This is a genomic window from Parapusillimonas sp. JC17, assembly GCF_052180245.1.
GTDB lineage: Bacteria > Pseudomonadota > Gammaproteobacteria > Burkholderiales > Burkholderiaceae_B > Parapusillimonas.
In genome coordinates, this window is sequence record NZ_CP197474.1 from 2,933,494 (window position 1) to 2,945,161 (window position 11,668).

At 61.8% G+C, this 11,668-nt stretch carries 9 protein-coding genes; 5 read left to right on the plus strand and 4 right to left on the minus strand.

Going from position 1 to position 11,668, the window contains the following annotated elements; genetic code table 11:
- Positions 1–133: 133 nt before the first annotated feature.
- On the plus strand, positions 134–1,318 hold the full coding sequence (locus ACSBPU_RS14130; RefSeq protein WP_442598356.1) for an aromatic ring-hydroxylating oxygenase subunit alpha: 1,185 nt from the start codon (positions 134–136) through the stop codon (positions 1,316–1,318).
- Between the two features lie 43 nt (positions 1,319–1,361).
- On the opposite strand, the gene ACSBPU_RS14135 is transcribed toward ACSBPU_RS14130, so the two are convergent.
- Positions 1,362–2,225: a sulfurtransferase gene (locus tag ACSBPU_RS14135; protein WP_442592701.1), complete on the minus strand. Its 864-nt coding sequence runs from the start codon at positions 2,223–2,225 to the stop codon at positions 1,362–1,364.
- Positions 2,218–3,141: a DMT family transporter gene (locus ACSBPU_RS14140; protein WP_442592702.1), complete on the minus strand. Its 924-nt coding sequence runs from the start codon at positions 3,139–3,141 to the stop codon at positions 2,218–2,220. The genes ACSBPU_RS14135 and ACSBPU_RS14140 overlap by 8 nt, the downstream gene beginning before the upstream one ends.
- A 153-nt stretch (positions 3,142–3,294) precedes the next feature.
- Between ACSBPU_RS14140 and htpX the strand changes: the two genes are divergently transcribed.
- Both htpX and ACSBPU_RS14150 read left to right on the plus strand, forming a co-directional pair.
- Positions 3,295–4,176 carry a protease HtpX gene (htpX, locus tag ACSBPU_RS14145; protein WP_442592703.1) on the plus strand — a complete coding sequence of 294 codons (882 nt, stop codon included), beginning with the start codon at positions 3,295–3,297 and terminating at the stop codon, positions 4,174–4,176.
- Positions 4,177–4,295: 119 nt separating this feature from the next.
- Positions 4,296–5,966, plus strand: coding sequence for a Na/Pi cotransporter family protein (locus tag ACSBPU_RS14150; protein ID WP_442592704.1), 1,671 nt, complete (start codon positions 4,296–4,298; stop codon positions 5,964–5,966).
- 135 nt (positions 5,967–6,101) lie between these two features.
- Here ACSBPU_RS14150 and ACSBPU_RS14155 read toward each other — a convergent pair whose 3' ends face one another.
- Together ACSBPU_RS14155 and polA are read right to left on the minus strand one after the other, a co-directional pair.
- Positions 6,102–6,887, minus strand: a complete 786-nt coding sequence (locus ACSBPU_RS14155; RefSeq protein WP_442592705.1) for a dienelactone hydrolase family protein — start codon at positions 6,885–6,887, stop codon at positions 6,102–6,104.
- Positions 6,888–6,920: 33 nt separating this feature from the next.
- Complete coding sequence (polA, locus tag ACSBPU_RS14160; RefSeq protein WP_442592706.1) at positions 6,921–9,644, minus strand: DNA polymerase I; 2,724 nt, start codon at positions 9,642–9,644, stop codon at positions 6,921–6,923.
- A gap of 52 nt (positions 9,645–9,696) precedes the next feature.
- On the opposite strand from polA, the gene ACSBPU_RS14165 reads away from it, so the two are divergent.
- Together ACSBPU_RS14165 and tauA are read left to right on the plus strand one after the other, a co-directional pair.
- The gene (locus ACSBPU_RS14165) at positions 9,697–10,323 is read left to right on the plus strand and encodes a TIGR00730 family Rossman fold protein (RefSeq protein WP_180068275.1); all 627 of its coding nucleotides are present in this window, start codon (positions 9,697–9,699) and stop codon (positions 10,321–10,323) included.
- 274 nt (positions 10,324–10,597) lie between these two features.
- Positions 10,598–11,635, plus strand: a complete 1,038-nt coding sequence (gene tauA / locus ACSBPU_RS14170; protein WP_180068273.1) for a taurine ABC transporter substrate-binding protein — start codon at positions 10,598–10,600, stop codon at positions 11,633–11,635.
- Positions 11,636–11,668: the final 33 nt, after the last annotated feature.

Genomic DNA, 11,668 nt, shown 5'->3' on the forward strand with positions numbered 1-11,668 from the left:
TACAATCCTACCTCCTTAAAATTTCATCGGCCAGTCCGTTTTTTTCTTCGCACCGGAAATACGAATCGCATCGATGAGTCGCACCGCGATGAGTCGCACCGATTCTTCCGGTTTCATTACCGCGGGGGGAACCATGACCGACATCGGTCGGGAAGCGCATTTCGCGCCGGCACAAACACAGCTGACCGTCAGCAGCTACTTTGACGAAGCCATTTTTGCTCAAGAGCAAGAACTCATTTTCAAGAAATCCGCCCTTTATGTAGGACACGAGAAATTCGTTCCCGAGGTCGGCGACTGGCGCACGCTGCTTCAAGAGCACGCTGGCCGCGCAATCGTGCGCAATGCCGGCGGGGTTGAACTCATTTCCAATGTCTGCCGCCACCGGCAGGCAATCATGCTGGGCGGCGAAGCAGGCGACGTCTGCAGCGCCCGGCTGGCCAGCGGCAATCTGCGCGACACCGGCGGCAACATCGTCTGCCCCGTGCATCGCTGGACCTACAGCGATCAGGGCAAGCTGATCGGCGCCCCCCAGTTTCCCAAGACTCCATGCATGGACTTGCAGCGCTTCACGCTCAAGAACTGCCATGGTCTATTGTTCGAAGGCCCGCGCAATCCCGCCAAAGACATGGCGGCACTGTTCGATCGCCCCGAATTCGATTTCTCGGAATACGTGCTCGACCACGTCGAAGTCCACGAGTGCAACTACAACTGGAAGACCTTCATCGAGGTCTACCTCGAGGACTACCACGTCGCGCCCTTCCATCCCGGCCTGGGCCATTTCGTCACCTGCGACGATCTGGCTTGGGAGTTTTCAGATTGGTATAGTTCGCAGCGCGTCGGCGTGAACAAGGCCCTGTCGCAGCCTGGCAGCGACATCTACAGCAAATGGCATGATCGGCTGCTGGACTATCGCAGCGGCGATACGCCCGATTTCGGTGCGGTATGGGTCACGTACTTTCCCACGCACATGATCGAGCTCTACCCGCACGTGGTGGTGCTGTCGACGCTGCATCCGGTCTCACCGCAAAAGACCGTGAACATCGTCGAATTCTATTATCCTGAAGACATCGTCGCCTTCGAGCGGGAATTTGTCGAAGCACAACGCGCGGCCTACATGGAAACCGCCATCGAAGACGATGAAATCGCCGAGCGCATGGATGCGGGCAGGAAGGCCCTGATGCTGCGCGGCACGAACGAAGCCGGCCCCTATCAGTCGCCCATGGAAGACGGCATGCAGCACTTCCATGAGTGGTATCGGCGGATGATGAGCGTGGATGCGGCGTTGGGGTCAGACCCCGAATGGGGTCTGACCCCTTGAAGCGGACCCGGGGTCAGACCCTTGGGGTCTGACCTCCAGCCCCTTAGGAACGCTCTACAGGCCGCGCGGGATCGCTGACCCATTCGCTCCAGGATCCCGGATACAGCGCCGAGCCGCCCAGGCCGGCGAGTTCCATGGCAAACAGATTATGGCTGGCGGTGATGCCGGAGCCGCATTGATGGACCAGTTGCTCGGGCGTGCGATTGCCCAACAGCGCCAGGTATTCCTGCCTTAGCTGTTCGGCCGGTTTGAACCGGCCGTCGCCCTGGAGATTCTCGGTGTTGGGACGGTTCAAGGCGCCTGGAATGTGGCCGGCAACCGGGTCGATGGGTTCGGTTTCGCCACGGTAGCGGTTTGCCGCGCGGGCATCCAGCACGGTGAAGACCGGTTGCTGAAGGTTGGCGAGCACCGCCTGCGCGTCGACAGTCGGCATGGCAGGCTCGGGCGGCAAGCCCAGGCTCTGGAGCGCCTGGGCTTCTGTGACGGAAGGCGCGCGCTCTCCGGTTTCGACCTCGCCGCCCGCCTTCAGCCAGGCTTCCCAGCCGCCGTCCAGCACTTGCACATTTTCATGGCCCAGCCAGCGCAGCATCCACCACAAGTGGGCGGCGAACATGCTGTTGCCGGCGTCGTAGACCACTACTTGCGACTGGCGTGTCAGGCCTTGCGAACGCATGAGCGCGCCGAGGTCCCGGCGCTCGGGCAAGGGATGCCGGCCGTTGGAGCCGGTCTTGGCGGCCGACAATTCGGTTTCGTGATCGAGATACAGAGCGCCGGGTATGTGGCCCTGCTCGTATGCGCGACGCCCTGCCGAGTGATCGGAAAGATCATGCCTTACGTCGAAAATCAACCACCCTCGGGAAGAGATGTTCTTGCGCAGGTCTTCTGCAGAGATCAATAAGTTAGACACGCCTGGTCTCCTGTGTTGCTGTTTCCGCACCGACCGGCTGCGCCTGCAGCGCGGTCTGCCCCCTCATGATACGGTCTTCGCTGTAGGTGCGCCAGATGGACAGCAGGCCCGACGCGATGATCAGCGCCATGCCCGCCCAGGCCACGATATCGGGCAGGTCATCCCAGAAGATGATGCCCAGCAGGGCAGCAAAGATGATGGTCGTGTACTGCAGGGCGGCGGTCAACAAGGCGGAGCCCAGGCCGAACGCGCGTGTCATGGCCAATTGCCCGACCAGCCCGAACATACCTACGCCGGTCAGCGCCAGCAGGGTGGCGCCGTCGATTTCGCGCTGTCCATCGATTGCAAATCCGGTGAATCCGGTAAAGCATACAAAACAGGAGAAAATGAACACTGTGCGCCATTCGGGCTCGCCCGCCTTGCCCAGCTCGCGCACCTGCATCATGGCAACCGCCGACAGCGCACCGGCAACGAGCCCCACGGCTGCGGGCAGCAACTGGTCATGGCCGATGCTGGGCCGAAGCACGGCAACGACACCCAGAAAACCCAGGATCACGGCTGCGATCCGGACCGGATCGCGCTGGGTGCCGCCCCAGGCCAGCATCCAGCCCGCGATGAACAGGGGTGCGGTGTAGTTCAGGCTGACGGCCGTGGACAGGGGAAGGTGGGAGATGGCATAAAACCCGAGCCACATCGAAGTAACGCCCGATACATTACGCCAGACATGGAGCTTCCAGCTTTTCGGCCGCAGGCTGCGCCTTGTGAGCAGTGTCCAAAAAAAAAGGAGGATGACGGATGGGACACCTCGGAAAATGACGACATAAGACAGCGAGGCACCAAGTTCGTAGGCGACTTTTATACAAGCCCCCATGCCAGCAAACATGACACTCGCCAGTAACATCCACAGAGACTGCATTTAATGTCGACCAAAATCCGGATAAGTTTTCAACCAGCCGATACTATACTCTGATGCCCGGATTTTTTTGCCGCGCGGGCTTTAAAATCCGGAACCCGCCTCTATATAAATTGTCCAAGCTTCGGCTCGCATCGTTTTGGATACACACATAATATGAAACGAATCTTTCTTTTCCTGCTCACCAATATTGCCGTCATGGTCGTGCTCAGCGCGTCCATGAACATACTGGGTGTCGGCCGCTACCTGACGGCCCAAGGTCTCGACATCACCCAGCTCCTGGTGTTCTCGGTCATCATCGGCTTCACGGGATCCATCATCTCGCTGCTTCTTAGCAAATGGATGGCCAAGCGATCGACGGGCGCCCGCGTGATCGACCCGCAAGCGCCCGCCAATGCCCGGGAGGCCTGGCTCGTGGATACCGTCCATCAGCTTGCCGACCGCGCCGGCATAGGCCGTCCCGAAGTGGCCATCTATGATGGCGCACCCAACGCCTTTGCCACTGGCGCCTTCAAGAACGAAGCCCTGGTCGCCGTGTCGACCGGCCTGCTCGAAAGCATGACGGAAGAAGAAGTCGCCGCGGTCCTGGGGCACGAAGTCGCGCACGTCGCCAACGGCGACATGGTCACGCTTACCCTGATCCAGGGGGTCGTGAACACCTTCGTCGTCTTCTTCGCTCGCATCGTCGGCTATTTCGTCGACCGGGTCGTCTTCAAGAACGACCGCGACATCGGCGCCGGGTACTACATCACCGTGATCGTCTGTGAAATCATCTTCGGGGTGCTGGCGTCCATCATCGTGGCCTGGTTCTCGCGCCAGCGCGAGTATCGCGCCGATGCGGGTTCCGCCAGCCTGCTGGGTTCCCGCGAACCCATGATCCGCGCCCTGGCGCGACTGGGCGGCGTCGAATCGGGCGAACTGCCCAAAGCCATGCAGGCCTTCGGCATCTCGGGCACCCGCTCGATCAGCGCCATGTTCGCCTCTCATCCTCCCATCGAAGCGCGCATTCATGCGCTCCAGGCCGCCCAGCGGATCTAGGACGAGGGGTCGGACCCCATCCGGGGTCCGACCCCGGTTAAGGGCATGGGGTCAGACCCCGTAGGGGGTCTGACCCCTCAACCCCTCAACCTCGGCTGGTTCCGGTTTATCATTCACGCATGAGTGATATTGTCGGGCTTCTGAACTTCGGCGGTTTCATCGCCCTCCTCATCTGGGGAGTCCACATGGTCCAGAGCGGCGTGCAACGCGCTTTCGGCGCTGCGCTGCGGACCTGGATGGGGCGCGCCCTCAACACACGGCTGCGTTCCTTCTTCGCCGGCCTGGCCATTACCTCGGCCATCCAGAGCAGCACGGCGACCGGTCTCATGATCACCAGCTTCGCGGCAAGCGGCCTGCTGGGACTGGTTCCCGGCCTGGCCGCCATGCTGGGCGCCAACGTCGGCACGACCATCATCGTGCAGTTGCTCTCGTTCAACCTCAACGCGCTCGCCCCTACTTTGATACTGATCGGCGTCTGGCTGTTCCGCCGCTACGAGCCCGGCCGCAAGCGTGATCTGGGCCGGCTCTTCATCGGCCTGGGCCTGCTCATGCTGGCACTGCACGAACTGGTACTGATGTTCGCGCCCCTGCAAGACGCCCATCTGCTGGAGATCGTGCTGGACGCGCTGGCGGGCCAGCCCGTCATCGCGTTGCTGCTTGCCGCCGCCCTGGCGTGGGCCGCCCATTCCAGCTTGGCCGTCGTGGTGCTCATCATGTCTCTGGCCCACCACGAGCTCATCAGCACCCAACTGGCATGCGCGCTGGTTCTGGGCGCGAACCTGGGCACTGCCATCAATCCCATGCTTGAAGCGGGCTCCGGAGACGATCCCGCCGACAAGCGCCTTCCGCTCGGCAATCTCGGGACAAGGATCACAGGTTGCCTGCTGGCATTGCTGGCGCTGCCCTGGCTGCCGGATCTCATGAATGTTCTCAGCGACGACCGGTCTCGCGCCGTCGCGAACTTCCATACGCTCTTCAACGTCGCGGTGGCCCTGATTTTCCTGCCATTGCTGAAGCCCTATTCCAAGCTGCTCATACGCTTGCTGCCCAAGCGCGCCGATCCCGACGACCCGTCGCGGCCGCAATACCTGGATGAATCTGCGCACGAAGTTCCGGCGATCGCCCTGGGCAACGCCGCGCGCGAAGCTTTGCGCATCGCCGACATGGCCCAGAGCCTGCTCGGGATCGCCCGCGGGGCGTTCCTGCGCGATAGCCGGCACCGTGTGGCCCACGCCCGCTACGTCAACAATGCCGTAAGCCGGCTCGAAAACCATATCACCACCTATCTGGCGACCCTGGATCCCGAAACCATGAACCAGGACGACGACCGCCGGCGCGAAGAGATACTGAGCTTTTCCTCGAACATGGCCCATGCCGCCAGTGTGGCCACGCAAGGCCTGCTGGGTTATGCGGCCACCATGAACAAGAAGGGCTGGATCTTTACGCCGCAGCAGCGCGAAAACCTGACCAAGGCCATGGACCGCCTGATACGCAACCACCGCCAGAGCGCGGCGCTGTTCGTGGCGGAAGACTTGCGCGGCGCCCGTTATCTGGCCTTCGAAAAGGACCACTTCCGGGAAGTCGAAGCCAATGCGGCCGAGCAGCACCTGCAAAGCCTGAAATCGGGAGACCTGGAGCAAGCACAGCAAGGCTCGCTGTACCTGGACGTCCTGCGCGAAGCCAAGACGCTTAATTCCTGCCTCGTCGAAGCCGCCGCCTACCCGATCCTGGCCAAGCACAACGAACTGCTGCCCAACCGCCTGCGCGAAAGCGAACAGCCGGCGGAGTGACCGGGGTCAGACCCCGAATGGGGTCTGACCCCTATACCGGAAGCAGCACATGACCTGGGGTCAGACCCCGTACGGGGTCTGACCCCTCGCAGCGATCGACGGGAAGGGGGTCGGGCCCCATTCGGGGTCTGACCCCTACATATGGCGCTTGAACCAGTCCAGCATGCGCTGCCAGGCGTCGACGGCATCCGCCTGCACGTAGGTGGGGCGATAGTCCGCAAAAAAGGCGTGGCCGGAATCGGGATATACCACGAACTCGGACGCCTTGGCGGCGGCGTTGCCCTCGGCCAGGGCCGCTTCCATGCGCTTTACCCCGTCCAGCGGAATGCTGGCGTCCTGTGCGCCGTAAAGGCCCAGCACCGGCGCATGCAGATCGCCGCACACGTCGATGGGGTTACGGACCTGCAACGGGCCGTGCCCTGAAACGAGGCGGCCATACCACGCCACCGCCGCCTTGCATCCGGGGTTGTGCGCCGCGTAAAGCCAGGTCAGGCGGCCGCCCCAGCAAAACCCGGTGACGCCCAGGCGCGACGTGTCCGCGCCCTGTTCCGCCGCCCATTTCATGCTGGCATCCAGGTCCGCCATGACCTGCTCGTCAGGCACCTTGGCGACGACTTCCTTGATGAGGGTGGGCGCATCGGTGTAGCTGGCGGGATCTCCCTGCCGGTGATAGAGCTCGACGGCCACCGCCATATAGCCTTGTTTGGCAAGCCGGCGGCAGACGTCCTGGATATGCTCGTGCAGGCCGAAGATCTCCTGGATCACAAGCACCACGGGCACCCGGCCGCTGTTCTCCGGCGCTGCGAAATAGGCTGGTATCGAGCCGTCGAACGTGGGCATGTCGATCATGCCGCAGCGCAATGCGCCGCCGTCGGTTTCCACCGCGGTTCCCGCTTTACCCGTAATTGAGGAATATGCCATGTTGACTCCTTGGTTCAATGCCGCCACGCGGCGTCAATGGGCCTGCTCCCAGTTCGGCCCAGTGCCGACCTCGGCCATCAGCGGAACATCGAGCTTGGCGACGTTGCACATCAGCCCGGGCAGGTGCTTCGCTATGGTTTCGACTTCGTCCAGCGGCGCATCGAGGACGAGTTCATCGTGCACTTGCATGACCATCAGGGTATGCAGCTCTTCGCGCTCGATCCAATCCTGGACGGCCACCATAGCCATTTTGATGAGATCGGCCGCCGTGCCCTGCATGGGCGCGTTGATCGCCGCGCGCTCGGCCGCTTTCTGGCGCGGGCCTTTGGCCCCGCGCAGTTCGGGCAGCCACAGACGGCGTCCGAAGACTGTTTCCACATATCCCTGCTCGTGGGCGCTGCGCTTGATGCGCTCCATGTAGTCGGCCACGCCCGGATAGCGCACGAAGTACCGGTCGATATACGCACGCGCCGCATCGCGCGTGATGCCCAGGTTCGCCGCCAGCCCGAACTCGCCCATTCCGTAGATCAGGCCGAAGTTGATGGCCTTGGCAGCGCGCCGCTGCTCGGAGCTGACGTCGGCCAGGGGCACGCCGAAAACCTCGGCCGCCGTGGCCTTGTGGATGTCCAGCCCTGCTTCGAATGCGCCTTGAAGATTCTTGTCGCCTGAAACGTGAGCCATGACGCGGAGCTCGATCTGCGAATAGTCGGCGGAAACGATCCGGCCATTCGTGGCGATGAAAGCCGTTCGTACGCGCCGGCCTTCGGCCGTGCGGACCGGAATGTTCTGCAGATTGGGATCCGAGGAAGCCAGCCGCCCCGTAATGACGGCGGCCTGGGCATATCGGGTATGCACCCGCCCGGTGGAGGCGTTGACCATGCGGGGCAGCTTGTCGGTATAGGTGGACTTGAGCTTGGCCAGCGCCCGGTATTCGAGCAGCAGTGCCGGCAAGGGATAGTCGCGCGCAAGCTTGGACAATACGTCCTCATCGGTCGAAGGCGCGCCGCTGGCGGTTTTCCGCAACACCGGCAACTGCATGCGCTGGAACAGGATCTCACCCAGTTGCTTGGGCGAATTCAGATTGAAGGGCTGGCCCGCGAGGTCGTAGGCACGCTTTTCGAGATCCAGCATCTGCTGGCCGAGCTCATGGCTTTGGCTCAGCAAGAGGTCGGCGTCCACCTTCACCCCATTGCGCTCTATCGTGGTCAAGACCCGCGAAGCGTTGATTTCAAGCTGATATATGCGCTCGAGTCCGGGCTCGGCCGCCACCTTGGGCCGCAGGACCTGGTGCAGCTGCAGCGTGAAATCGGCGTCCTCGCACGCATAGTGCGAGGCGCGCCCGACTTCGATTTCATCGAAGCAGAGCTGCTTGGCGCCTTTGCCGCACAAGTCTTCATAGCTGATACCCGTGCGGCCAAGCCAGCGCTCGGCCAGCTCCTGCATATTGACGCGCCGGTGGGATTCGAGCACATAGGCCTGCAGCATCGTGTCTTCGACGATGCCGGTCAGGCTTACGCCCTCGTTGAGGAAGACGTGAGAATCGTATTTCGCGTTGTGCAGCAGCTTGCGGGCGGTGGGGTCTTCCAGCCACTCCTTCAAACGGTTCAGCACTTCCTGGCGAGGCAGTTGCTCGACCCGGTCGGGCCCGCGATGGGCGACGGGTATGTAGCAGGCCTCTCCGGCCTTGACCGACAGCGAAATGCCCACCAGGCGCGCGGCCATGGGATCGAGCGAGGTCGTCTCGGTATCGAGCGCGACGAGTTCCGCCGAACGCAGGGTATCCAGCCATTTGTCGAAAGACTGCCAATCGAGCACGGTTTCGTACCGGACATCCGCGACGGGCGGCGGCACCGGAGCATCGGGTGCAATGCGGCTGTCTTGCGCCGGAATCCGTTCCTGGTCGCCGGTAAGCTCGCGCAGCCAGGTGCGGAACCCGAAGGCATCGTAGAGTTCGATCAGTTTTTCCCGGTCGGGCGCCCTGGGAACCAACGTGTCCATGCCGACACCTAGCTCGTCCATCTCGCAATCCGTCTTGACCGTGATGAGCTTTCGGGTCATGTCGAAGTTCGGGATGGACGCCCGCAGGTTCTCGCCAGCCACCCCCTTGATCGCATGAGCGTTCTCCACCAGCTTGTCCACGCTGCCGTATTCCGCCAGCCACTTGGCCGCGGTTTTGGGGCCGACCTTGGGCACGCCCGGTATGTTGTCGACGGCGTCGCCGGTAAGCATGAGGTAATCGATGATCTGTTCGGGGCCCACTCCGAATTTGTTCCGGACGCCGGCGATGTCCTGGCGCTCGCCGTTCATGGTGTTGACGAGCTCGACGTGCTCGTTCACCAGCTGTGCCAGGTCCTTGTCGCCGGTAGAGATGATGGTGTGAATGTTCTCGCGAGCGGCGCGGCAAGCCAGGGTGCCGATGATGTCGTCGGCCTCGACGCCCGGCACCGCAAGCACCGGCCAGCCCAGGGCCTCGACCGCCTGATGGATGGGAACGATTTGTGCTACCAGTTCGTCAGGCATGGATGGCCGATGGCCTTTGTATTCCGGGTAGAGCTCGTCGCGGAATGTCTTGCCTTTTGCGTCGAAAACACATGCTGCGTAGTCTGCCTTGTAATCCTGGACCAGTCTTCGTAACATGGAGATGACACCATATAGAGCGCCAGTCGGTTCGCCCATGGCGTTTCTAAGGTCGGGCATTGCGTGAAAAGCTCGATACAAATAGCTCGACCCATCAACAAGTAACAAGGTTTTTTTCATGTCAAACAATAAATTGGTCCGTCTGCCGGCAAGTATGCAGATTCCCGGAATTATGGCAGAGATGGAACGCGCTGCCGAGACGCTGAAAGATTTGCGCTGGGGCGTCAGTGTATTCGGTAGCGCGCGCATCCGCCCCGACTCCCCCTACTATGCAATCAGCGAACAAGTCGGGGCAAGGCTTGCGCAAGCCGGCCTGCCCGTGATTGCGGGCGGCGGCCCCGGCATCATGGAAGCAGCGAACAAAGGCGCCTTCGAAGCCGGCGGCCAGAGCGTGGGGCTGAATATCAAGCTGCCCATGGAAACCAGCAATAACCGCTACCAAACCCATAGTCTCACATTCGACTACTTTTACTCCCGGAAAGCTACTTTTTTCATGCACAGCGCCGCCTACATCGCCCTGCCCGGCGGCTTCGGCACGCTGGACGAGCTTTTCGAAGTGCTGACCCTGGTCCAGACCCGGAAAGTGCCTGCCGCCCCCATCATCCTGATCGGCACCGCATTCTGGGAGGGACTCATCGGTTGGGTACGCCAGGAGCTGCTCACGAATCGGCTCATCGGGCCCAACGATCTGGATCTGCTCACCATCACCGACGACCTGGATGTCGTCATGCAAACCATCAGCCATTATTGCGACGTCTTTTCCGAAGAGCGCCAGGCCGCCCCCGCCTTGCCCGAATAATGGCAGCGGCGCGCTTTGTTGCGCGCCGCAGCACCCGCAATCGACATCGGCATTTACCCTTAAGCCCATTGGCCGTTCCGCCATGCTTTCATCGGGAAAAGCCTCTGCATGCGCAGTTTCTTCATCTCCATCAAATTTCGGCGTCAAAACTGGTCCAATCTAATAAAATCAACTGGACCTAGTCGCAGGCCATGACTATAGGCACTATCCATCAGCATAGCGACACAAAGCCGCACATTCCCAGAGTGTCGCGATAACGAAATGGAGACAAACCATGAAGCCCCTGTTTCAACGTGGTCGCAAATTCGCCCTGATCGGCATGGCAGCTGGAATACTCGGCCTGGGCTCGATCGCCGCCCAGGCCCAAACCAAAGTCGTGGTGGGATACCAGCAGATCGTAGGTCCGTTCGTCAGCGCCATCGCCGACGGCAGCTTTGACAAGGCCGCCCAAGAGGCCGGCTATAAAATCGATTGGCGCCAGTTCTCGTCCGCCGGCGACATCTCCACCGCTTTCGCTTCCCGCGACGTGCCAATCGGCGTCCTGGGATCCACCGGCATTACCGCAGCGGTCACGCGCGGCGTCAATATAGAACTGTTCTGGATCCTGGACAACATCGGCAAGTCGGAAGCCCTGGTGGCACGCAACGGTTCCGGCGTGTCCAAGCCCGAAGACCTGGTCGGCAAGAAGGTCGGGGTGCCTTTCGTTTCCACCGCCCACTTCCACCTGCTGGTCGGCATGGACAAAGTCTGGAAGATCGATCCCCGCAAGGTCAACATCCTGAACATGCAGCCGCCGCAAATCGTTGCCGCATGGCAGCGCGGCGACCTGGATGCCGCCTATGTGTGGCCACCCGCGCTGACCGAAATCCAGAAGACGGGCACCACCATCGCCGACTCCGAGCAAATCGGCAAGGCCAGCGTACCCACTTTCGACGGCATCGTGGCCGACCGCGACTGGGCAGCCAAGAATCCCAAGTTCATGGCTGCGTTCACCAAGGTTCTGGCCCAATCCTACAAAGACTACAACGCCAACGCCGGCAAGCTCGCGGCAGATTCCGCAGGCGTCAAGGGCATCAGCAAGATGATAGGCGGCAAGCCCGACGACATCGTTTCCGCTCTGCAGCTGCTGCTGTTCCCCGACGCCAAGGAACAGGCTTCCAATGCCTGGCTGGGCGGCGGCAAGGACGGCGGTGCAGTCAAGGCACTCACGGAAAGCGCCAAGTTCCTGAAGGAACAGCGCCAGATCGACAAGCCTCTCGACGACTACAGCCCGTTCGTCAACGCAAGCTACGCCGAAGCGGCCGCCAAGTAACAGGCGCTTCGCTACCCGCTGCATCCCGTTCCG

What these genes read in the sequence shown, in the direction of transcription:
- htpX (WP_442592703.1), top strand. Translation starts at nt 3,295, where the DNA reads ATGAAACGAATCTTTCTTTTCCTGCTCACCAATATTGCCGTCATGGTC.
- ACSBPU_RS14165 (WP_180068275.1), top strand. Translation starts at nt 9,697, where the DNA reads ATGGCAGAGATGGAACGCGCTGCCGAGACGCTGAAAGATTTGCGCTGG.
- ACSBPU_RS14150 (WP_442592704.1), top strand. Translation starts at nt 4,296, where the DNA reads ATGAGTGATATTGTCGGGCTTCTGAACTTCGGCGGTTTCATCGCCCTC.
- polA (WP_442592706.1), bottom strand. Translation starts at nt 9,644, where the DNA reads ATGAAAAAAACCTTGTTACTTGTTGATGGGTCGAGCTATTTGTATCGA.
- tauA (WP_180068273.1), top strand. Translation starts at nt 10,598, where the DNA reads ATGAAGCCCCTGTTTCAACGTGGTCGCAAATTCGCCCTGATCGGCATG.
- ACSBPU_RS14140 (WP_442592702.1), bottom strand. Translation starts at nt 3,141, where the DNA reads ATGCAGTCTCTGTGGATGTTACTGGCGAGTGTCATGTTTGCTGGCATG.
- ACSBPU_RS14130 (WP_442598356.1), top strand. Translation starts at nt 134, where the DNA reads ATGACCGACATCGGTCGGGAAGCGCATTTCGCGCCGGCACAAACACAG.
- ACSBPU_RS14155 (WP_442592705.1), bottom strand. Translation starts at nt 6,887, where the DNA reads ATGGCATATTCCTCAATTACGGGTAAAGCGGGAACCGCGGTGGAAACC.